This is a genomic window from Lentilactobacillus kribbianus (assembly GCF_013184075.1).
Taxonomy (GTDB): Bacteria; Bacillota; Bacilli; order Lactobacillales; family Lactobacillaceae; genus Lentilactobacillus; species Lentilactobacillus kribbianus.
The window spans coordinates 382078-405290 of the sequence record NZ_JABEQQ010000001.1; the positions used below are offsets into that span (position 1 = coordinate 382078).

Annotated in this window: 21 protein-coding genes; 6 read left to right on the forward strand and 15 right to left on the reverse strand. The window is 38.8% G+C overall.

The window, feature by feature from the left end:
* Window positions 1-2: 2 nt before the first annotated feature.
* From HII32_RS02080 to HII32_RS02090, 3 genes are all read right to left on the reverse strand, one after another.
* Window positions 3-3551: a PD-(D/E)XK nuclease family protein gene (locus HII32_RS02080; RefSeq protein ID WP_172187817.1), complete on the reverse strand. Its 3549-nt coding sequence runs from the start codon at window positions 3549-3551 to the stop codon at window positions 3-5.
* A gap of 70 nt (window positions 3552-3621) precedes the next feature.
* A complete protein-coding gene (locus HII32_RS02085; RefSeq protein WP_172187819.1) occupies window positions 3622-3990 on the reverse strand; it encodes a hypothetical protein in 369 nt (122 codons plus the stop codon).
* Between the two features lie 11 nt (window positions 3991-4001).
* Entirely contained in the window at window positions 4002-4562 is a 561-nt protein-coding gene (locus tag HII32_RS02090; protein ID WP_172187821.1) for an NAD(P)H-binding protein, read from the reverse strand.
* 239 nt (window positions 4563-4801) lie between these two features.
* Between HII32_RS02090 and HII32_RS02095 the strand changes: the two genes are divergently transcribed.
* Both HII32_RS02095 and HII32_RS02100 read left to right on the forward strand, forming a co-directional pair.
* Window positions 4802-6112, forward strand: a complete 1311-nt coding sequence (locus HII32_RS02095) for an NCS2 family permease (protein ID WP_216655617.1) — start codon at window positions 4802-4804, stop codon at window positions 6110-6112.
* A gap of 85 nt (window positions 6113-6197) precedes the next feature.
* The gene (locus tag HII32_RS02100; protein ID WP_172187823.1) at window positions 6198-6716 is read left to right on the forward strand and encodes a QueT transporter family protein; all 519 of its coding nucleotides are present in this window, start codon (window positions 6198-6200) and stop codon (window positions 6714-6716) included.
* Window positions 6717-6912: 196 nt separating this feature from the next.
* Here the strand turns inward: HII32_RS02100 and HII32_RS02105 are convergent, their stop codons facing one another.
* Window positions 6913-7470, reverse strand: a complete 558-nt coding sequence (locus HII32_RS02105; RefSeq protein ID WP_172187825.1) for a M15 family metallopeptidase — start codon at window positions 7468-7470, stop codon at window positions 6913-6915.
* A gap of 334 nt (window positions 7471-7804) precedes the next feature.
* Complete coding sequence (gene cls / locus HII32_RS02110; protein WP_172187827.1) at window positions 7805-9265, reverse strand: cardiolipin synthase; 1461 nt, start codon at window positions 9263-9265, stop codon at window positions 7805-7807.
* A 307-nt stretch (window positions 9266-9572) separates the two neighbouring features.
* Here cls and HII32_RS02115 point away from each other — a divergent pair, with 307 nt between their 5' ends.
* The gene (locus tag HII32_RS02115) at window positions 9573-10742 is read left to right on the forward strand and encodes a baeRF6 domain-containing protein (RefSeq protein WP_172187829.1); all 1170 of its coding nucleotides are present in this window, start codon (window positions 9573-9575) and stop codon (window positions 10740-10742) included.
* Between the two features lie 50 nt (window positions 10743-10792).
* Here the strand turns inward: HII32_RS02115 and HII32_RS02120 are convergent, their stop codons facing one another.
* The gene (locus HII32_RS02120; RefSeq protein WP_172187831.1) at window positions 10793-12064 is read right to left on the reverse strand and encodes a sensor histidine kinase; all 1272 of its coding nucleotides are present in this window, start codon (window positions 12062-12064) and stop codon (window positions 10793-10795) included.
* Window positions 12048-12743 carry a response regulator transcription factor gene (locus HII32_RS02125; protein ID WP_172187833.1) on the reverse strand — a complete coding sequence of 232 codons (696 nt, stop codon included), beginning with the start codon at window positions 12741-12743 and terminating at the stop codon, window positions 12048-12050. The genes HII32_RS02120 and HII32_RS02125 overlap by 17 nt, the downstream gene beginning before the upstream one ends.
* 145 nt (window positions 12744-12888) lie before the next feature.
* Between HII32_RS02125 and HII32_RS02130 the strand changes: the two genes are divergently transcribed.
* Window positions 12889-13425 carry a hypothetical protein gene (locus tag HII32_RS02130; RefSeq protein WP_172187835.1) on the forward strand — a complete coding sequence of 179 codons (537 nt, stop codon included), beginning with the start codon at window positions 12889-12891 and terminating at the stop codon, window positions 13423-13425.
* A 52-nt stretch (window positions 13426-13477) separates the two neighbouring features.
* On the opposite strand, the gene HII32_RS02135 is transcribed toward HII32_RS02130, so the two are convergent.
* From HII32_RS02135 to HII32_RS02150, 4 genes are all read right to left on the reverse strand, one after another.
* On the reverse strand, window positions 13478-14803 hold the full coding sequence (locus HII32_RS02135) for a C1 family peptidase (protein WP_172187837.1): 1326 nt from the start codon (window positions 14801-14803) through the stop codon (window positions 13478-13480).
* Between the two features lie 113 nt (window positions 14804-14916).
* Window positions 14917-15468: a DUF536 domain-containing protein gene (locus HII32_RS02140; RefSeq protein WP_172187838.1), complete on the reverse strand. Its 552-nt coding sequence runs from the start codon at window positions 15466-15468 to the stop codon at window positions 14917-14919.
* A 47-nt stretch (window positions 15469-15515) separates the two neighbouring features.
* Window positions 15516-16271, reverse strand: a complete 756-nt coding sequence (locus HII32_RS02145; protein WP_172187840.1) for an exodeoxyribonuclease III — start codon at window positions 16269-16271, stop codon at window positions 15516-15518.
* A gap of 46 nt (window positions 16272-16317) precedes the next feature.
* Window positions 16318-16524 carry a hypothetical protein gene (locus tag HII32_RS02150; RefSeq protein WP_172187842.1) on the reverse strand — a complete coding sequence of 69 codons (207 nt, stop codon included), beginning with the start codon at window positions 16522-16524 and terminating at the stop codon, window positions 16318-16320.
* 93 nt (window positions 16525-16617) lie between these two features.
* Between HII32_RS02150 and HII32_RS02155 the strand changes: the two genes are divergently transcribed.
* A complete protein-coding gene (locus tag HII32_RS02155) occupies window positions 16618-17259 on the forward strand; it encodes a histidine phosphatase family protein (protein ID WP_172187844.1) in 642 nt (213 codons plus the stop codon).
* Between the two features lie 61 nt (window positions 17260-17320).
* Here the strand turns inward: HII32_RS02155 and lepB are convergent, their stop codons facing one another.
* Entirely contained in the window at window positions 17321-17911 is a 591-nt protein-coding gene (lepB, locus tag HII32_RS02160) for a signal peptidase I (RefSeq protein WP_172187845.1), read from the reverse strand.
* Window positions 17912-18135: 224 nt separating this feature from the next.
* Between lepB and HII32_RS02165 the strand changes: the two genes are divergently transcribed.
* A complete protein-coding gene (locus HII32_RS02165; RefSeq protein ID WP_172187847.1) occupies window positions 18136-19326 on the forward strand; it encodes a multidrug effflux MFS transporter in 1191 nt (396 codons plus the stop codon).
* Between the two features lie 210 nt (window positions 19327-19536).
* Here the strand turns inward: HII32_RS02165 and HII32_RS02170 are convergent, their stop codons facing one another.
* The 3 genes from HII32_RS02170 to HII32_RS02180 all read right to left on the reverse strand — a co-directional run bounded on the left by HII32_RS02170 (window position 19537) and on the right by HII32_RS02180 (window position 23189).
* Window positions 19537-20499 (reverse strand): bacterial Ig-like domain-containing protein, encoded by a 963-nt coding sequence (locus HII32_RS02170; protein WP_172187849.1) that lies wholly within the window; start codon window positions 20497-20499, stop codon window positions 19537-19539.
* A gap of 4 nt (window positions 20500-20503) precedes the next feature.
* A complete protein-coding gene (locus HII32_RS02175; protein ID WP_172188749.1) occupies window positions 20504-21862 on the reverse strand; it encodes a BspA family leucine-rich repeat surface protein in 1359 nt (452 codons plus the stop codon).
* Between the two features lie 136 nt (window positions 21863-21998).
* A complete protein-coding gene (locus HII32_RS02180; RefSeq protein WP_172187851.1) occupies window positions 21999-23189 on the reverse strand; it encodes an iron-containing alcohol dehydrogenase in 1191 nt (396 codons plus the stop codon).
* Between the last annotated feature and the right edge of the window lie 24 nt (window positions 23190-23213).

Sequence of the window (23213 nt, forward strand, 5' to 3'; positions counted from 1 at the left end):
GGCTATTTTTCCTCCCTGAGTAGTCGCAAAACATCTTTGTCTGATAGTTTAGGGGCCATTCGATAATTATTTTTGGCTAGCAGCGGATCAAAATTCATAATGGCCTTGTACGGAGTATATTGCATCGCACTAGTGTTATCACTATAACGAACTGGAGCTAAGGCAATATCACCATTAAAAATACGCTGAGCTGCCGTTTTAATTAATTGTTCATTATGTGCTAAGAACAGGGTTAGATCCGGTGCTGTAATCAACGGATCGTTAGCTCGTTTAGTGGAGGTAACCCCCTCTTTTTTCTTCTTAAGCGGATAAATTAACGAATTAGTACTTTCGGCAACGTCTTTAACCATTTCATCGACCAGAGTAGCATCGTCAACGATTAAGCCATTATATTGATGATCTTTTAAAGCTAATTTTTCAAAATTATAATCATTGGCCTGTAAATCTTTGGTCTTAAACCGGGGATTATGCACCTGTAAATACAGGGCGCCCGCAATGAGGGCTTCTTCTTCATCTAATTCTACTAAGTTTTGCCGTAACACATCTAAGTAAGTTAACAATTGCAGTTCCGTGCCATCATAAGCCTTGCCATAATCAAACGTTTTAGCGCCCGACTTATAATCCACAATGCCATAATAATGCCGCGTGTCAGCTTGAATCATATCAATTCGATCAATTCGACCGCGAACGTTGACTTGGCGATCATCGGCCACGGCAAAGCTTAATCCTTTTAAGGCGGTTTGCACCGGTTGCCCAAAAATTAATTCGGTTTTTTTTGGCCGCATAGCGGTTAACCGGCTTTGATTTCTCAAGGTTTTGGCCATTTCTAGTACTGTTTGAGTCAGTTGTTGCGTTAAATAATTCATACGACTGGAACTGGTCAAAATTAAATACTGTTGTTGCTGAGGATCATTGACAATTCGTTGACTAATATCCGTTACTAAACTAGTTAACGTTTCATCACTGACATCAGCTAATTGCCAACCTTGATCATTAATTGTGCGAATGACTAAATCTAAAGCCTCGTGAAAAAACTGCCCCGTACTAGCTGATGACAACGTAAAGATTTCTCGTTCTTGTAGGCGTAAACCATACTGTAAAAAGTACTCGTAAGGGTTGCGGTAAAAGAGTTCTAATTGTGAAATCGACGAATTAATCGTTTGGCCATAAAGACCCGTAACGATATTATCGGTTAACTTGGTTGGTACGTTTTGGTAATTAATACTTTGCAATAATTGTTCAGTCAAAGTCTGGCTGCTTGGATCATTGATTAGCTTGTTATAAACCATCCGCCAAGCGGGACTTAACTCTTGCTGGTTACTAAAACTAGCTTGAATCACCTGAATTAAATGATGTAATGTGCCCCGTTTAGTCCCCAAATAAGGACGAATGTGATTATCATTTTGTGGAATAGCAGCATGGTGCTGAATCTTTAAATTAAAGAAGTTCTTAATCCGTGAGACATATGGCGAAATAGCCACGTCACTTTCATCGCCGGTTGACGGACAAAACGTAAAAATCAATTGTTGACTACTACTCAAAAAAGCCAGGTAGTTTAAATAAGGTTCCCCAGCCATTTGAATATCACTAGAATCACTTAAATATTGATTCTCCGTTAAGCCTGTTTGTAATTGCACTAAATCATCGTCACCAAATAGGCCTTCGTTAACTTGTTGCGCCGGCATATTATCATCAGTAGCTCCAATCATAATCGTCACTTTACGATTATTAGGTTGGACAATCCCGCTTTCTGAAATCCGTACTTGATCCAAAGTAGAAGGAATGGCTGAATATTGGGCGTTTTGAAAACCAGTCAACAAAATGTTCCAAAACTCCTCAAAGTTAAAGGGTTGCTGCCCTAAAATCAAAACTTCTTCGTCTAGTAAGCTATTAAGGTTGTTTACCACTTGTTCAATTTGATTGGCACCCGTAATGTCACCTTGATCCACATCATTTTGACGCCACTGTTCTAATTGGTTAAAGACCCCACTGTTTTGCAAAAATTCATATAAAACAACGGCTGCATCCTGGTTAGTTTTAGCTTTAAACAGTTTTTTATAAAAGGGTGGTAAGGTTTGTTTGACATAGCGCCGAATTTGGTTAACCAAGTCCGTTGCAGCTGCATCCTTATCAGAAACTACTCGATCATCTTCAATTCGATTAATATCGTTATATTGCCAATCAGCGGCTTGAGTCCAACGAAAATCTTCGTAACCCGTTTTCAAAATAACATTTTCGGTTAAACTCACTGCTTGGCGGTATTGTTTTAAGGGCATTGGTTGTCCTTCAACTATCGGAATAAATAATTCACTCTTCAACAAACGCATCATGTCCGCATAGCGGTAGTGCCGTTTATTTTTAGTCGGTGTCTCAATTGAAAACAAAGCGGCAATCAATTCCACCAGGGGATGATCTGCCATCGTTTTTTGTTGATCTTCAAAATAAGGAATAGCTTGAGACTGCATCACTGGGGCAATAATTTGTTGATATTGATCCAAGTGCCTAGTCAAAATGACAAAATCAGTGTAACGATAATCCCCCATTGCCACTTGTTGGCGAATCCAGGTAGCCACTTGTAGTAGTTCTGAATAACGATTATCAGCTTGCCATACTTGAATGGTGTCACCCACGTCACTACTACGTGGCAAGTCAGTCTTTAAGTTAGTCGACGCCACCCAATAATTTTCCAACGATTGTAAGGCCGAGCTCACCCGTGGTGTAGTAGCCTTAATTGGTGATAAATACGGAACTTGATTATCCGCCGCAAAATGATACAGGCGCCAGAAAGTTTTAGCCGACTGGTAAAACAAGTTAGTAGCATCCGGTAATTCAACTGGATACGGTTTATCCAACGTTAAAGAAATAACCACCTTATGGGCTCTTTGGACTAAAGTCTCAACTAAACGTAATTCCGTAGCGGTAAATCGCGAAAACTGATCCAAATAAAAGTCAGTATCACTTAAATCAATCGTAGTTAAATAATCAGTAAGTAAATTTAAGATGTTTTGATTATCGAAATATTGATCCTGCACTTCAGCTAAGTATGCTTGATAAACAATGTTAAAATCATGCAATTTATCTTGTAAGTCATTAGTCAAGGTTTCACCCGCTAATAACCGATTTAAATCAGCTGGCAAAACATTACCTGCTTGCATTTCACTAATTTGACGAGCTAATTGATCCGTAAAGCCTAGTTGACTTACCTCTTGATCAAATAAGCGTAGTTCATCTTGGTGATCTTTAATGATTTGATAAAGCGCCATACTAATCCCCGTACTACTGATTCGTTGTTTTTGATACGCTGGTTGATTGCGCAGATAATACCAGGCTAATCGGGTAAACGATAAAATTTGTAATTGACTCGTGGCCACTATGGGAGCTTGATTATCACCATAGCGTTTCATTACCTGCACTTCGGATTCGAATTTAACGTGATTAGGAATTAAATAAAAACTGTGTTGTACCGCGCTATCAGTTGATTGCTTAATTAAGTTAAGCAATTCTTGTTGATGATCCATCGCTGCCGTACCTAAAACAAATTGTAATGCCATGATGACTCCTTTCGTGACGGTCCTTTTATTTTAGCCTAACTTGATTTCGCAAAAAAAGGAACCAAAACATTTACCGTTCCGGTTCCTCTCCAGTAGTATCAACGTAATTTTCTGCCATGACCGCACTAGAATAAAAATCTAAATCATCTAATGCATTCACCTTTTGATCATCTGGTAAGCTGGCAATTAAATCACTAGCTTTGGCCCAATAGGCCAAATTATCTGTAATGGGTAAAATATCACGTACAATTTTGAAATCAAACACATCAACATTTTGTTCGCGCATGCGCCGATAATTATGATAATCAGAAACTACATGAATGGTTTCGTGAGTTTCTCTGGACGTTAATTCAACGATAACAAAATGTGATTGCCGATTGGCTTCACTTAATTGCTGCTTGATTTGGGGCATTTCCTCATTAGAAATATTGATCGTCATGATATCCTCCGTTAATTATTCATTATTCCAATTGACTCATTGACATAATGGTGGTGCAAAATGGCGTCCGTGCAAATAGCAGCTACAGTACCGTCAGTAACGGTACCCACCGGCATCACTTGACCTTCCAAATATAATTGATAAGGTTTTGGTGCTCCTATTACGACCCGACTTTGGCGAATAATGGTGTATGGCATTTCAGCCTCATCCACGACCTTGATAGCATACTGTTGTTGTAACAAGTATTCACGTTGATCGGTGACACCTTCATATTGAAGTGATTCTTCTTGTTCATTATTAACCCCAATTACCGATAACAAAATAAAGTGATCTATTGATTGGTGGTTAAGTCGTAAAGCCTCATAAAAGCTTTCAACATACCAATCCACATCCATGGGACCATATGTACAAAGAACCGTTGTGATTTCATGAGTAGTTAAGACCGCTTGATATTTCGCAATTGATTTGGGGTCCTCATTATAAATTACGACAGAAATGCCTTGTTGCTTTAAATTATTAGCAACTTGGTGGGTAACCGGATTGGTTGCCCCCAAAATTAAAACAGTTTTCACTTTCTTTTCCCCTTATTTACACAAATAAATCTATCCTTATTATAAGGTATTTCCATCAATATGAAAACGATTAAATAACCGTTCAATCATTAAACCAACCGAGCACACTAAACGATCATCTTGGGGATAACTAAACTTTTCTCGTTCGTCTATTGAAACAATTATGGGATAATGATATGATTATTCTGTTGTTTCAAGTCGCAAACACGAACATTATTTTAAAAGGAGATTGCCATACTATGTTAAATTCGATTTCGAAATTCTTTGATTTTGAAAAACGAAACACTAATTTTAAGAAAGAAACGATTGCCGGAATTACCACATTCGTCTCCATGGTTTATATTCTCTTTGTCAATCCCAACGTGCTGGGCGTTACTGGCATGGATAAGGGCGCTATCTTCAGCGCTACCGCTTTTGCTTCTGCTTTTGGTTGTTTTTTAATGGGCTTTATCGCTAACTACCCCATCGCCATTTCAGCTAGTTTAGGAATCAACGCTTTCTTTGCTTATTCTGTTTGTTTAGGTATGAAAGTGCCTTGGCAAACCGCTTTATCAGGCGTTTTTGTTGCTTCCATTATTTTTATTTTACTAACTGCCTTTAAACTACGGGAAAAAATCATTGATGCCATTCCCGCTGATTTAAAATCAGCCATTGGTGGCGGAATTGGTTTGTTCATTGCCTTTCTTGGATTACAAGAAGGTGGCATCGTCATGGGTAATAAAGAAACCCTAGTTAGCTTGGGAACTTTACATAGCGGGACTACTTGGTTAACTATTTTTGGTTTATTAGTAACCGTAGTTTTAATGAGTATGCGTGTGCCCGGCGCCATTTTTATCGGGATGGTGCTAAACGCTACTTTAGGGATGGTTACTGGTTTGATTCCCGTACCACATCAAATCATTGCCGGCGTACCAAGTATCGCTCCCACATTTGGTCAAGCCCTCACCCATATTGGTGATATTGACTCTGTTCAAATGATTGTCGTCGTCTTAACCTTTTTATTAGTCACGTTCTTTGATACTGCTGGTACTCTAGTGGGACTAGCTGAACAAGCTGGCTTAATCAAAAACAATAAAATTCCTAACGTGGGTAAAGCCCTTATTGCTGATTCATCTACTATGATGGTCGGCTCTATTTTAGGGACTTCACCAATGGGTGCTTTCGTAGAATCATCTGCTGGAATTGCTGTGGGTGGTCGGACTGGTTTTACTACCATTGTGGTCGGAATCCTCTTTATTTTAGGAACGTTCTTCTCCCCATTACTGACTGTGATTACCAGCCAAGTAACTGCCCCAGCTCTGATCATCGTGGGTATTTTAATGGCACAATCTTTAAAGAGCGTACACTGGGAACAATTCGAAATTGCCGCTCCATCATTTTTTATTCTTGTCGGCATGCCTTTTACTTACAGTATCGCTGATGGAATTGCCCTAGGCTTTATCGTTTACCCTATCACTATGATTGCTGCTAAACGGGGAAAAGAAGTTTCCGCAATGATGTACGCCCTAGCAGTAGTCTTTGTAATTTTCTTGTGGATTTTAAATAGTTAAAACTATTTTGACCTTAATTTCAAAAAGCGGTAAAGTTATTAGAGGTTGTTTACAACTGAAAATTAAATAAGGAAAGGAATTTGTAATGAATTCTAAGACTAATTTATTCGGCATCGACAGTCTAATTGATTTAACTAAGGCTGCCGTTGTCGCTGCACTCTACATTGTAATTACAATGGTCTTTGCAGCCTTTAGCTTTGGCCCGGTACAACTGCGGTTGTCTGAAGGGCTTAATAACTTGGCCGCTTTTAATAAGCGTTATGTAGTGGCAATTACTTTAGGTTGCTTTATTTCCAATATGATGTCGCCCATGGGGGCCATTGACTTGATTGTCGGTACGGCGGAAACTTTTATCGCTTTGGTCACGATTAATCTAGTCACTCGTCATATGTCGTCTACCATCATGAAGTTAGTGGCTTCAGTATTGATTGCAACATTTTATATGTTCATCATTGCTTTTGAAATTGCGTATGTTGGTAACAGTGCCTTTTGGCCCACTTTTTGGAGCGCTTATTTAAGTACTGCCATTGGTGAATTTTTATCAATGACCATTGGCGCGGTCGTCTTTTATATCGTCGATCTCAAATTTGATTTAAGCAAATAAAAAAACGTCTGCGTAAGCAGGCGTTTTTTCTTTGGAGTTTTGAGAGTTTACCATGAAGAAAACATACGATGACTTTATAATTTGGGGGAATCATAAAATCTGCTTGGCTTCTGGATTTGGTTGGTCAATTGATTTAATTGACTATGGTCAGTATAGATGTGGTAGCTTAAAAACAACTTAAAGTAATTTAATTAGTTCAATATTTTTTAGGATCCACTGGTTTGGGACCAAATTCAGCCATGTCGGCATCCCGAAAATCCCACCATTCATTTTCGTAACCGACAAAGCCAGCTGCTTCCATCGCCTCAGTTAAAATCCGATAATGTTTATCAGCAACCGGGTTGCGGGGCGCATCCCGTTTAGCCGCCGCGGTAAAATCATCAAAAGCGGTCGGCATTTCTAGTTCATTACCAGCCATATCAGTTAAAGTAACATCGAACGTTACTCCTTTTTGGTGGCTGAAATTAGGATTAGGTTTAGCTACCCAAGTAGGATCAGGCCAAACCTCAAATAGTTTTTCTTGAGCATATACCGGTCGATAAGCATCCCATACTTTAATCCGATAACCTTGTTTTCTTAATGCTTGATTGGCCTCACGGAGTTTTTTAGCAGTATCGATTCGAGCAATTGCCTGCTTAAAATCATAAATCACCTGATGAGTAAAATTATTAGTGGTCGCATACCGTAAATCAACAATAATCGTGGGATCAATTTCAGCTAAATTGGCATAATCCTGGTCCTTTTTACTTGTCATTGTTGGTCCTCCTGACCTCAACTTAAATTAGATAATAAAAAATGGAGGCCTGCGCCTCCACCGATTGAGCTGAATTACGATTCTAAAATCGTACCAGTCGGTCAATCTAAAGAGCAATGCATATCGCGAAGTCAGGTTTTCCTATTTAAAGCGACTAAGGCCTGCGTTTCGCTACCTCAATCCTAACAAACCTATTATGACTTCCAGTTAGCGATCTAGCACGCTGGCATAGTTCCACCATCTTCGGTGATTTATCGCTAAGTGGTAACTCTAACATTACCCTTCATCGTTATTATATCTAAGTAAACCAACTAGAAGCAACTATCATGCCTTACTATAAAATGGGCGAGAATAACCGGCTAAACGTTTGTTTAAAGTTTAACCACCATGATTGTTTTTTAAACATCGCTGGGGTTTGTAAAGTACTTTCTACCATGTCATCCTCATAAATTCTAGTTAATTCCTTGGCCAACTTTTCATCATACAAAAAGGCATTGATTTCAAAGTTTAACTTAAAACTACGATAATCAAAATTAGCCGAACCGACCGAAGCAATCTCACCATCAACTACGACCGTTTTAGCATGCATAAATCCTTTTTGATAATAGTATATTTTAGCCCCAATATTAGCCAATTGTCGCGCGTAATATTGCGTAGCCCGATAAACAAATGGATGATCTGGCATATGTGGGACCATGATGCGCACATCTACACCAGAACTCACCGCAATTTGAATTGCATCTAAAACACTATCGTCTGGAATCAAATATGGGGTTTGAATCCAACAGTATTTTTTAGCAGCTAAAATCATGCGAATATAGCCGCGTTTAATCTGCTGTTTATCATTATTGGGACCACTAGAAACTATTTGCATATCGACTACCCCTTTAGTGGTCGTTATCGGAAAATAAAGGGGATCTACTTGTTCTTCATTGATTTGATCATGTGAACTAGTCGCATTCCAATCCAAAATAAACCGTGATTGTAACCCAAAGACGCCGGAACCAATAATGCGTAAATGAGTGTCACGCCAAGGACCAAACTTCTTTTTACGGCCTAAATATTGATCACCAATATTGTAGCCTCCAACATAACCTACGGTACCATCAACCACCACAATCTTACGGTGATTACGAAAGTTTAACCGAAAATCTAAGATAACTGAATGCGTATTTAAGAATGGATAAGCCAATCCGCCCGCATCTCGTAGGGGTTGAAAAAATTTACGCGAGGTGCCCATGGAACCCCAAGAATCATAAATCACCCGAACTTGAACCCCCGAGCGAGCTTTTTTAACTAATAAATCTAAAATTTCATTACCAATATCATCATTGTAAAAAGTATAAAATTCAATGTGAATACTACTTTTAGCCGCTTCGATGTCTTCAATCATTCGGTGAAAAAATTCTTTGCCGTTGGTGAAAACATGTACCTTATTACGTCGAGCTAAAAAGGCGGCATCAGTAGTTTGAAATTGTTCCACTAACGTTTTATATTTTTTAGCCACTGCATCCGCTGGGGTAGGCTCATTGTTTCCTGACTGACTACGCTGCTCATCTAAGCGCTCGCTAAGTTGCATTTGCACATGATTATGTAATTGAAACATCCGATTTTGGGGCAATTGCCGACCAAAAAAGGCATATAAGATAAAACCAACTACCGGCAAGAAAATTAGGACCATTAACCAAGCCCAGATAGCGGCAATATCTCTTCTTTCTCGAAAAACCGTGATAATCGCTAAAATAGCATTAATTGTCACAATAATCGAAAAAACTGCTTGCCAATTAATTGACATAGGGAGCTCCTTTCCTTATGTTACTTAAAAGAATACTTTAAATATAACTCAATTAGGTTGGAGTTTCTAGAAAGAAGGTACAAAACTATCTCAACTATTAGTTTTTTTAACGTTGGTGTTCATGGGATTCACAGTTTTCATATCTTTCATCTTCTTTTCAAGGAGCAGCCACTCCTTGGTACTGCTATTATCGTTGCCCTAATTTTGTATTTCATTTATCGAACCATAAATCGTTAAAATGAACTTTTATCTTTATCCGTGATAAGATGAACTTAATCATCAATAGTAAATTTTGGAGGGGACAAACATGGCAATTAATGCAGATATTAAAAACTTATTAACGGTTTCATCACACAAAGGCCCAATCGTAACGATTGTCTTACCACTCAATCCCAAGGCTGATAATGCCTCTGCCGATCGGACCCAACTAAATAGTTTGATTGCGCAAGCCAAGAAAGCTTATCTATCAAAATACTTGAGTAAATTTTGGCCTGATTACGAAGAACAATTAAACCAATTCTTACAAACTGAAACGCTAGGTAACCATGTGGCCCAAGGATTAGCGATTTATGTCACCGCTGATCAAATTAACGTCTTTCGGCTAAATTATCCTGCCAAGCCTGGCTTTGCCGTTAGTGATACTATGCAAGTCTTACCATTGCTTAAAGACTTCGAATTCCCACTAGCTTATAACTTAGTGGTCTTACGGAAAAATTCATTCCACTTATTTCAAATTCAAAACCGGCTCATCGAAGAAGCCGAAGTTACTGCTGACACACCGACAACTCTTGTAGATACTTTGGGTAATTATGTTCCTGGTGATGACCAAAAAGTCAAATCAGCTGGTCAAGGACGTGGCCATGGTGCTACCTTTAAGCGGGGCTATGATCCTAAAGAGGAATCTGACAGAAGTGATCAACTCCGTTATTTCCAAGCAGTTGATGAATACGTTCAAAAGAACTTTACTAATCAAGATCACTTGCCAGTAGTATTAGCAGCTGAAACCAAGGTTCAAGGTGAGTTCCGCAAGATTTCCAAGAACAACTTGTTATCAAACGTTAAATTTGAAAAGATTCCTAGTCTCCGCACTTCTCACGAGGAATTGTTAGACATGGTTCACAACATTAATGATCAATTTAATCATTTAACGGTGATGGAACTAGCTGTTCACTTTGATAACGCTACGGGTGCTAAGAAGACCGTCACTAACATCAATCATATTGCTGATGCTGCAGTGGCCGGTTCAGTTGCCACCCTCTTTATTAAAGAAGGAGCTTACGTTCCTGAAAAAGATGCTAACCACGTTCAATTCGATAGTGAAGCTGTTGAAGGTCACGCAAGCAACTTGCTTAATGATTTGGCAATTACCGTCACTGGCTTTAACGGTGATGTTTACATCTTACCAGAAGCTGAAATGCCAATTCATGATTCAGATTACGCAGCCGTTTTGCGTTTCCCAACCACTGAAGTTAAATAATAATTAGATTCAAAAAAAGATAACGGTCGTTTGACCGTTATCTTTTTTATTTAGCCTTTAATGGGTACAATACAAGTGAAAACCACCCCACTGGGCTGCATGTCGGCTACTGAAATTTTACCGTGGTGTTGGGCGATAATCCATTGAGCAATTGAAAGACCTAACCCATTACCACCAGTTGTTTTGTTTCGTGACTTATCAACTCGATAAAATCGTTCGAAAATTTGTTTTTTATCTGCATCAGAAATTGATTTCCCAGTATTAGCTACCGTCAGTTTCCAGTTATTACGACCACTGGGTTCAGTAGTTACTTCGATTTTATCACCCGCGTTAGTATATTTCAGCGCATTATCTAATAAGATAACCACAACTTGTTTTAACAAATCTGGATCAATCGTCACAAAGCCTGCCACCGAATTACTATAAGTTAATGATTTATCCTGACTGGCCGCTAATTCTTCATATGGTTCCACCGTTTCAGGCAAGAAATCAGCTAACTTTATTTCCGTCGGTTTCACTTGTAGCGTATTAGAATCAGATCGGGCAATGGTTAATAATTCAGTCGTTAAACGGCTTAAACGCTTAGTCTCGTTAAGTGCCTGATTAATGGGCTCGGTTTCATCAATGATAGATCGTTTAGGCTTGGTAAATAAATATTCTAATTTGTTTTGAATAATCGTTAATGGAGTTCGCAATTCATGCGCTGCATTAGCCACGAACTCTTGCTGTTTGTTCCAAGCTTTTAAGATTGGCTTCATGAAGTAACGAGATAGCCAGAAACTAATCAAAATAGCGACAGCCCAAAAGACAATCAAAATCACCATCAATAATTTATTAAAGGCAGCAATAATATTCATTTGTGTATCAATATTTTCTGCAATTAAAACATAGCGAGTATTTTTTTGATCAACGGTATTAGCCCTAATTAATAAAACTCGAAAATAATTGCCATTAACATCTTTGGTAGCTAGTTTATTTTCCATTTGCTTAGGATTAAACTTAATTTTTTTCAACACGCTATAACGATTACCCAACGCATTGGCATTTAAAATTTTACCGTTTTTATCATAAATGACGTTATCGGCTTGAAATCTAGTGGGACCACCACCGGAATGATTTTGCTGGTCATCTCGACTTTGTACGGGTTGCAATAAGGCTTGCTCTTGGTGAATGATTCCCTGATCAATGTTAGTGTAAACGGAAACTTCAAAAAAATGCGAAACCACTAATCCTAGCAAAGCAAATAAAACAGCAAAGGCAGTTAATTCCACCACAAAAAATTTACGTTGCTGGTATTTATTTAGCTTATTTTGTGCCTTCATCACTTTCCTCCACAATGTAACCTACGTTGCGAATGGTTTTAATTAAGCCGTCAGCTTGAACTGGCTTTAATTTTTTGCGAAGATTACTCATATATACTTCCACCACACTTAAGGACGTTTCAGAATCAAAACCCCAAAGGCGATCAAAAATTTGTTCCTTAGTTATAATCATTTCTGGATTTTCAATCAAATACTCTAATAGATCAAACTCTTTGCCTTTTAAATCAACGACTTGGCCGTTAACCATTACCGTATGCTTAGCCAGGTTAAGATTAATAGGGCCAAATACCATTTCAGTTTCTTTATTTAATTTACCAGCTCGTCTTAATAAGGATTTAACTCGCATCAATAACTCTTCTCGATGAAACGGCTTAGTAAGATAATCATCAGAGCCAGCCTGAAATCCTTTGAGCTTATCAACAATGGTATCTTTGGCCGTCAAGATTAGGACCGGGATATCCGAGCCCATTTGCCGAATGTTTTTAAGTAACGTTAAGCCATCTTGGCCTGGTAACATAATATCTAAAATCAATAAATCGGCATGATTATCCAAGGCTTTTTCTTCGCCGACTAGGCCATCATAGGCCATATCTACTTTGGTGGTATCAGCCAAAAAATCGGCTAACCCGCTGGCTAGTTCACGGTTATCTTCAATAATTAGAATTGTTGGTTTATCCATATTCTCACCTCATAATAGTTCTAGTAAATAGTTTTCCAACCTGATTGTCAAATAATGCTACCTGTTTTTTTAAGCTTTATTTATGGTAGAATCTACGTATTGGAAGTCAAAAACCGTGTAATGTATTTCATGGAAAGGAATTCAAATGAAAATCAATAAATTAACCGGCACTGTGGGAACTACCCTAGCTCTAGTATTACTATTAGCCGGTTGTGGTCAATCAAATTACAAGAAATCGCAAGATCACAGTAAAGCCAGCATGCAAAATACCGCGAAAACAGTGAATGTTAAAAAACAAATTACTAAAACTAAGCATCTTTGGTATTTAACCGATTCGATTAATGGCAATGCCAGCCATGGAATTGATGCTTATTATTTCAAGGATAATAAAGTAACCCTTTATAGTGCTGATAAAGTATACACTTCACTAGCAGCCGCTAAAAAAGCCCACGGTTTAAATAAACAAGGAACTTTAACTTATACCGTGTCGGGTACTAAATCCGCCCCTAAATTCAAAATGAAGGGTAAACTAAGTGGCATTTCGATGACCCAAACGCTTACCATTAAAAATAAAACTGTGAACGGCACTAATAAAGCTACTCATCATAAAATGACTGGTTACAAAGCCGTCCATGATTTAGATGGCGATCGAGCTAATCGCGTTTTGGTTCGAGTTAAATAACTAAAAAAAGCTATGACAAAATAAAAATTTGTCATAGCTTTTTTAGTTACCGTTAAGCTAATGAATCCCAAGCTGGCAAAACAATTGGCGTTTGCTTTAGAATTGCTTGTTGTTCATCACTAAGATACTTCTTATTAACAACAACTTCGTATACGTAATCTTGCATCCAGTTTTCATTCATGGTGAAGTAACCCGCGTTACCGCTCTTATCACCCCAGGAGTTTTCGACCTTCCATTTGCGTGGTTGACCATCCACTAAGTCTACTCCAGTTAATGTCATGGCATGAGAAACTGCTGCATCATGGTAAGCCAAGCGCTGCGCCTTAGTCATTTGAGTATTAATATCAAATAACTCATCATATCGATAAAGTTGGCTATCTAGATAACCTGTTTTGCGATCCATTTGTAGTAATACATCGTTACCAAACCAAACCGTTTCACCATCTTGCAATTGGGCAATTGCTGTTTGTTCGAGTGCTGTCATTGGTAGGTTCACAAATTCAATTTTACGACCGCCGATAATATTATCTTCGCTGGGAAGGGAATATAGTTGATTCATTGGCTTATCGGGTGAGTTAGTTGCTACCACGTAATCACTCAAATCCATATCAAAATATTGATGGTAAAAGTCTAATGGCTTAATTTGATTATCCCGATGATAGTTATCCTTGTCGTCTCGATAAACTAAATCAAAACTAGTGGGCGGTTCACCTAAGGAATAAACCGCTAGTCGGTATACTTCTTGAAGCATTGCTTGGCGGACGCGTTTGATTTCAGCATCATTGTCCCCATGATTAACTAATTCGCGTAGTTTAAGACCATCCTTACGTAATTTTTGGTTCAATACTAGGCTAAAACCACTACTATCTTTGGAATTAGCCGTTTCAGGATAAGCACTAGCGGGCACGACTCCGTACTTTTCGACTAAACCAGCGGCCATCGCCCATTGGCCCCCGTCTTCATCCGGCATGCTCAAGTAAAAGGCCACTTCACGATCATCTACTGGTCGACTGGCAGTCGCAATCATGCGTTCGTAAAAAATATTAGCTCGTTCAATTTTATCCCAGAAAAATAAATATTTTTCGGACAATTCAAAATCTTTGACGTTATACTTTTGGGCAAAATTATGGCGCAACATGTTGGTAGTAGAAAAAATCCAGCACCGGCCACTACGACGTTGATTAGTTACTTTACCAGTCTTTACCTCTAATGAAAAAACCGGGTCTAATCTGATCGTCGCTGCTGGATCTGTTGCTGCAGCGTTAACCCCATTTTGCGTAATAGTACGCTGTAAAACGTCAGCTTGGGGCGTGTTCTTATAGTTTTCGTGTAGTTGTTTTATGACCGCTTGATCTAATATTTGTCCGTCATCATTCATTAGCGAGCCTCCATTTAATTAATTTGGTTACTAGTTTAGTTGGTTCAACCCATTTGTACAACCAATTTAACTGTAGGTATAAAAAAAGCGACGGTATCCCGTCACTTAATTAATTAATTTTTACGACCAAATGGCCACCAACCCCGACGCTTAGTTTGTTTTTTAGGATTGGTAAAAGTTTGGTGGCTAGCATTAGACTTTTTTTCCGGTATTTCTGTTTTCGAGCCAGCAACTGAATCAGTGGTGGCCGCTGTTTCGATCGCTGCTACCGGTTTTTGTTCACCTTCAATTTTCTTCATTCGTTGTTGGACATCGAGTTGAAGTTGTTGAGATTGATCGAGTAGCTTATGTAATTCAGCAATTTGGCGATCCTTTTCCTTTAATTGATCGTTTTGGCTAGTTAATTGATCACTTAAAATCTCTAGCTCTTGGGCGGTCAATTCAGATTCGTCGCCATGATCATCCACTGAATTATCATCGCTGGTATTAATAGTACCGGCTTCTTCAAATTGGCGCTTTAATTCAGCCACTCCTTCATCCTTAATTAGGATTTTATTACCTTGCTTTTCGGTTTGTGTTTTTCGGAACTCATCGGTCATTCGTTTGCGAATTGCGGTTTTCGATACACCAAGTTCGTCCGCGATATCTTTGATTGATTCTGCCATTGTATCACCTCGCCTACTAGTATACCATGGATTTGCGGTTCGCAAAGTTAGTTTGCGAAATCGAGTTCAACTGGGCAGTGATCGGAGCCATAAATATCCGTTAAAATTTGGGCATCTTTAATTTTAGATTGCAAACTATCACTGGTAACAAAATAATCAATTCGCCAACCAGCGTTGGTATCACGCGCATGAAAACGATAACTCCACCATGAATAAATACCACCTTGTTCAGGATACAAATACCGGAACGTATCCGTATAACCTGACTGCAGCAATTTGGTAAAATCAGCCCGTTCTTCATCAGAAAAACCCGCATTATGGTGATTGGTTTTAGGATTTTTCAGATCGATTTCTTCATGAGCTACGTTTAAATCACCACAAAAGATGACTGGTTTGCGAGTGTTTAATTGATTAATATAATTTAAAAAGGCAGCGTCCCAGGTTTGGCGAAATGCCAAACGCTTTAATTTCGGTTGAGAATTAGGCGTGTAACAACAAACTACGTAGTAATCCGCAAACTCCGCGGTTAAAAGACGGCCTTCTTGATCTAATTCGGCAACCCCTAGACCTTCCGTTACGGCAATGGGTTTTACTTTAGTAAATATTGCCGTCCCCGAATATCCTTTTCGTTGCGCGTAACTCCAATATTGGTAATAACCCGGCAAATCAAGCGTTACTTGATCTGCTTGGACCTTGGTTTCTTGCAAACAAAAAACGTCCGCCTCTAACTCATTAAATACATCCATAAAACCATGAGTTATGGCGGCACGAATTCCATTGACGTTCCAAGAAATAAGTTTCATAAACCGCACCCTCTTTTTATTTACTTAGGGTCAGTTTATCATTCATTTATTTTTGCGACAATTTTTTGTATAATCCTAAAATAGTAGCATCTACTCCCAGGTCAATGGACTGACCGTCAACATCAGCTTTAATCACGCGATAATAATCTTCTAAATCGGGTACTTCTAGCCGTTGGTTAGCCACAAAAGCAGCTGCAGATGGGTATTGAATGACACTTTCAGAACTGCTATCGTGATATTTAATCGTTAACATAGTAACTCCCCCTTTGCCTAATCATATAAATTTGATGGTAAAAGTCAATTAATTTGATAAGCTAAAGGTAGTATAAAAAAAGAAGGTTAGAATGTGAAAACCATTTATCTTGTTCGCCATGGGCAAACACTGCTCAACCACTTCAATAAAATGCAGGGATGGATTGATTCTCCCCTCACCCAAAAAGGTCAACAACAAGCGTTAGCAACCGGTCAAAGATTAGCCGACGTCACTTTTGACTATGCCGCTAGTTCTGATTTAGGACGTGCCATGCAAACTCTTGAATTAATTCGGCAAGAGGCAATGCCAATGGGACCAGCATCAGAACAATTAAGTGATTTAAGAGAAGCCTATTTTGGCTCATTTGAAGGCTTAAATAGTACTCACACTTGGAATATGATTTCTCGCCCGTTAGGATATCAACGTCAGGCCGATTTAGTGGCCGAATTTGGTATTTTAAAAATTCGTGATTTCATGAAAGATACTGATCCTTTTCATGAAGCGGAAGCGGGCCAAGAAGTAGCTGATCGAATCCATGCCGCCTTGAGCTACTTAGCTACTCAACTAGAAGATGGTCAAAATGGCTTAGTGGTTAGTCACGGTACCTACATTCGTACCTTGGCCACCTTATTAACACCAGATCAACCATTACTAAAGCAGCCAGAAAATGGTAGTATTACTACTATCGATGTCACTGACGTCAAAAAGCCCCGTATTATTAAATACAACCAATAGAATCCCTTAAGTAGCGTTAAATAAAAAGCTGGTACAGATTTAATCTGTACCAGCTCTTAATTTAGTTATAAGCTAAATTATTAACGTTATTACGTTTAGTTTTATTAGTTTCCCAGAATGGTACTTTAGCCACGCCAATCACTTTATCCTTAGGAACGAAGCCCCAGTAACGGCCATCATTAGATACACTACGGTGGTCACCCATTACAAAGTATTGTCCCTTAGGAACCTTAGTAGCACCGTTATTCTTTTGCCAACGAGCTGATAAACTCTTTAAGTCCCAGTTACCAGTACCTTGAGTTCGTTGATACTTGCTGATGTAATTTTGTTTAACCAGCTTATTATTAACGTAAAGGTTACCATCTTTGCTGGAAACCGTATCACCAGGCATCCCAATTACTCGCTTAACGTAATCAGTATTTTTAGTGGTAGCAGCTGGGTCTTGCCCATAAGCATCAAAAACAATGACGCTATTATGTTTGATTTGGGCTTGACGCCAAACAATCATTCGTTCGTTGTTTACTAAGTTAGGTTCCATCGAAGGACCATCTACCCGCGCGATTGTAATAACAAAAGTTCTTAGTAAAAAGGCAATTGCTAACCCAACCGCAATGGGAATAATCCAACTCAATATTTCTTTTAATGTTTTCATTAGTTGAGAAGACTCCTTTAACGACTTTATTAGGAATATTTATCCCTGATCATTATTGATTATACCATAAGCCTCTCGTCATATCGTTAATCCACCACTGGATGAAGAGGTTTAAGGACATCAATTATATGACATAAAACTAGTTGGTACTAAACCAGCTTTACTTGTTAAATGTTTGTTAATTATTACTTATCTAGCTCATTATTACCTAAAGGAGGTATTTTATGACATCCAATAATCCGTCATTGGCCAAACGAATTTGGTTAATTATTCTGTTAGGCACCATTAGTGCTACGGGTCCTCTGTCCATTGATTTATATTTACCAGCCCTGCCCGAAATGACTCAGGCCTTACACACCTCCGCTAGTTTGCTGCAATTGAGCTTGAGTGCTTGCTTGTTAGGTTTGGCATTAGGGCAATTAATTGCGGGGCCTTTAAGTGATAAGTACGGTCGCAAAATTCCGTTAATCATCGGTTTTTTAACTTTTGCTTTAGCTTCCCTATTAATTGCTTTTAGTTCTTCTATTTATATTCTAATTGGGCTGCGCTTCATTCAGGGATTAGCGGGAGCTAGTGGACAGGTATTATCTCGGGCTATTGCTCGTGATCTATTTTCTGGTCCGTTATTAACTCAGTTTTACGCAATGCTTTCTGCCGTTAATGGTATTTTCCCAGTAATTTCTCCCGTCATTGGTGGCATGTTGGTTCATTATACTGGTTGGCAAGGTATTTTCATGTTGTTGGCCGTAATCGGTATGATTGTAGTGGCAGCCATTATCCTAGGGTTGCCAGAGACCTTAGCCATTGATCAACGCGTAACCGGAAGTTCTTTCACTACCATTTTGGAAATGTTCAAGTTGCTAAAAAAATGGTCCTTTGTTCGGTTACTGATCATTGCCGGTTTGATTTATGGTGCTTTGTTTAGTTATATTTCTGCATCATCATTTGTTTTTCAAACAGATTTTCATATGTCTGTTGGTGCCTTTAGCTTATTATATGCGGTTAACGGAATTGCAATTGCCCTAGGTTCTGCCCTCCCTGGCCGCCTTTCTAAGCACTATTCACTATCAGGACAAACCTGGTTTGCGTTTATGAGTGCAACTTCTTTAAGTGTTATTTTAGTAATCAGTTCACTATGGTATCAAAATCTGGTTTTAGTAATCGCCCTCATTTTCTTAATTTTGATTATGGTGGGAATGTTGCTTACTACCATTACTTCTATTGTCATGAACAGTAATAGTACTAATTCCGGTGGTACTTCCGCTTTACTAGGAGTTTCTCAAAATACTATCAGTAGCCTAATGGCTCCTATCGTTGGCTTAATGGGAACTCATACTTATCTACCAATGGCCGTGACGTTGCTTTGCTGTTGTTTAGGTGGTAGCTGGCTGCTTCGTTTAGCTACCAAAAAATAAAAGGATGATCGCTCACCACTGCGACCATCCTTTTTAGTATTAGAGGGAAAATTCATCATTACTGATTCTGGCTGGGAATCAGTAATCATGTGCTGCTGTAAATTAAAGTTAGAGTTTGCATCAATCCTTCGATTGACTTGTTACAGAGTATAGAAAAGGTGACTTAAAACTGCCTTAAAATGAGTTTAAGGAAAGATTAATTCAATATTTTTAGTTACGCTTCTTTTTGGTTAACCCTAATGAACCGCCGATTAAAGCTAAAATCACTAGTCCGGCCACGGTTAATACTGAGGCAGAAGCTTTACTTTCATTAGTTTGTGGTAATTTTGCTTGAGCAGTTTTACTTACTTGAGTTTTAGCGGAAAGATTGTTTTTACCACTATTAACCGTTTCGGGCTTTGCTGCTGGTTCATTAATATGATTATCGTGTCCCGGTTGCTTTCCTGGATTACTTGGTTTAACTGAAGTATTTGGCAAATCAGGCATAGCTGGATTACTTGGTTCTTCCGGTTGGGGTTGATTTGGTTCACTGGGATCCAATGGTGTCGAAGGAATATTAGGTTCAGTGGGATTACCAGGCTCAACTGGATTGGTTGGATCCGTTGGTGTAGTCGGATTATCCGGGTCAGTGGGATTGGTTGGATCCGTTGGTGTGGTTGGGTTATCCGGGTCAGTGGGATCCGTTGGTGTAGTCCCACCATCATCATTAGGAACAACGGTAACAGTAGCTTTAGCTGTAACGGTCCGTCCAAAATCATCAGTATAAGAATAAGTAATGACATATTGACCAGGGGTATTAGTATCAACATTTCCAGCTACTACTTGAATATTATTAGGATCAATCTTATTGCCATGATAGTCGTAGGAATCCGATAGATTATCATTTTTATTCCATGTTTGACCAACTTTAATTGTACTGTCATGTGCGTAGATGGCCGTTTGAATTAACACATAGGTACCCGGATCTGTAGCTCGTTGCCCAGTGGGTTCGCCAGTTTCTGGATCGTAATTATTCCCCATTAAAGTGTAATTATCCCAATTATGACTGTAATCAATAGAGCCATCAGCATTTAATTTATACCAATTAGTAGAATAACCGGGGATAGGAACCTCATCTAAACCACCTATTGAATCAATTTCCATAGTTTTAGAACCCAAAATAATTTTTGTCACAACGTTATTTCCAGTAAATACCCCAGTTCCACCATATATAATTATCAAACCACGATAAATCAATCGTAGATAAATTAGTGTAAAAGTACATTCCATCGACTATAGCACTATCTACATGCCAGCCGGTATTATTAAAATTGCTAAGCAATGAATCACCGCCTAATAAAAAGAGAAATCCTTGCCCATTATGACTATCCACATGCGAAACATCCCAATTAGCTAAATTCAAATCAGTCAAAAAAGGCATTTGGGTAAACATTGATGATAAAGCAGTGAGCTTACTGGTATTCCATTTCGATAAATCTAAAGTTTTAAAGGCCGTACTTCGAAACATACTGGTCATATCAGCCACATTTTTAGTATCCCAATTTTCTGGATTGACTGTGGTTAACGCTGTATCACCCGAAAACATATAGCTCATATCAGTCATATTACTTGTATTAAGCTGAGATAGATCTAGGCTCGTAAGCGATCGGTCATTATCAAACATATGAGCGGCATTGGCAACTTGACTGGCATCAATATTTTCTGGAAGTAAAATAGTGGTCAACGAATCTAAATTAGCAAACAACCATGATGAATCCACAGGCAAGACCACTTTGCCATCAAAACTAATTTGAGTTATATTATCTTGACTCTGCCAGTTTCTGTGTTGATCACTATTATTACTAAAGATACCGGCACCAAAATGTAAAATACTATCATCATCAATATTCCAAGCAACGGTACCGTCCGTTCCGCTTAAAGTGTTGGCCTTGGGTGTTGTTTTAGACTTAGTTTCTAATTTATGTACTGCAGTAGCATTGGAAGGCGTTTTAGTGGCTAAGATATCACTACCTGCTGGCTGCTTAGTACCGGTTGCTGTTTTAGCATCGTCTTCAGGAGTATCTTTTCTTGCAGAGTTAGATACAGTCTGGTCATCTAAAGTTGACGTTGCGGTATTATTATTTGAATTAGTACCATCAATACTTTCACTTTGCCTATCATCGGTTGGAGAATCATTTTGCTTAACAATGGCTGCAGTTTTATTGGTATCGTTGCCACTAGCAACCTCAGATTTATCTGAAGTAGTCTCACTAGTAGCCATTTGTTTGGCACCAGTTTCCGATTGATTCTGAGATGATACTTGCTTAGCTAACTGTGTTACAGTTTTAGCTGTATCATTGGTCTCTTTATTGACCGTTGCAGTAGATGTTGTACTAGCAGTTACTTCCGGTGAGGTGGCTGCTTTAACATTATTGGGTTGCAATACCCATAATCCTCCACCCAATAAAGCAGTGGCAATCCCAGCTACTACCCAGTGCTTACCATCTTTATACATTTTATAATGAACTTTAGTCGCGGTCTTTCCTCGTTTTTGCATATTCAGTCCCCCAATAATCAATATAGTTAATGCGGTATATATTTCATATTACTATCCTAAATTAATTTCTAATTTTTTACTGCAAAAAAGCTTACCAAAATAAAAAAGTAGGATCTAAATTAGATCCTACTTTTATTTAATACTCAAACTTCATTGGTTGCATCGCTTCTCGATAAATATTTTTAACATCATCAACATCCAAGGTTACATATGCTGATTCGTTTAAATGACCGACCTTAACCGCACTTTGGGCCATGACATCAAAGTTAGTCTCATCATTTATTTTTACGCCTGGTAAAGTCATTGGGAAATTCAATGAACTAATCCAATCATAGGTAGCCACAATGGCTGCTTGAGCTACTGCCATGTCATCATCGCCCACGATTTGCCAAACATTACGACCGAAACGAGCAAATAAGCTCACGGTTTGTTCATTTAAAATATATTGCATCCAGCGGGGTGTCAAGATACCCAAGCCCACGCCGTGAGTAATATCGTAATAAGCAGATAATTCGTGTTCCATCGGGTGCGCCGTCCAACTATTTTTGCCCCCCAAGCGGACAATACCATTTAACGCCATCGTAGCAGTCCACATTAAATTAGCCCGAGCCGCATAATTATCTGGTTCCGCTAAAGCCACCGGCGCCCACTTGATAACTGAACGCATTAAACCTTCAATCATCCCTTTAGAAGCGTCATTATCCGTTTCTGCATCAAAATATTGTTCCGTTAGGTGACTAAAAATATCCATAGAACCGGCCGCCGTCTGCAAGGCAGAGACAGTATAGGTCAACGTAGGATCTAAAAAGGAAACTGCCGGAGAGTTAGGACCACCAGTTCCTAATTTTTGATTAGTGTCTGGATTTGAAATAACCGAACCAAAGTTCATTTCGGTTCCCGTCGCAGCAAGTGTCAAAATGTCGACTAATGGTAGTTGCTTAATATCCATTCGTAAAGAGCTATCTAGCACTAAATCCCAAGGATCGCCATCATAGTAGTAGGCTGATCCAATCACTTTACTAGCATCAATCACTGAACCACCACCAACTGCTAAAATGACATCTACGTTATTTTCCTTAGCTAGTTGTTGTCCGGCTCGAACTGAATCAATTTTAGGATTAGGTTCAACGCCAGCTAATTCCGTAATATTTAAATCAGCCAGCAAACTCTTAACTCGGGCATAAAGACCAGATTTTTTAATGGATTGACCTCCATAAACTAATAAAACGTTCCGGCCAAATTGCGTAATGGCATCATGAAGTCCCGCATCAATGACATCCGTACCAAAACGAATATCTGTTGTATTGTGAAAACGAAAATCTTGCATAAGAATACCTCCGGTTGCTAATTA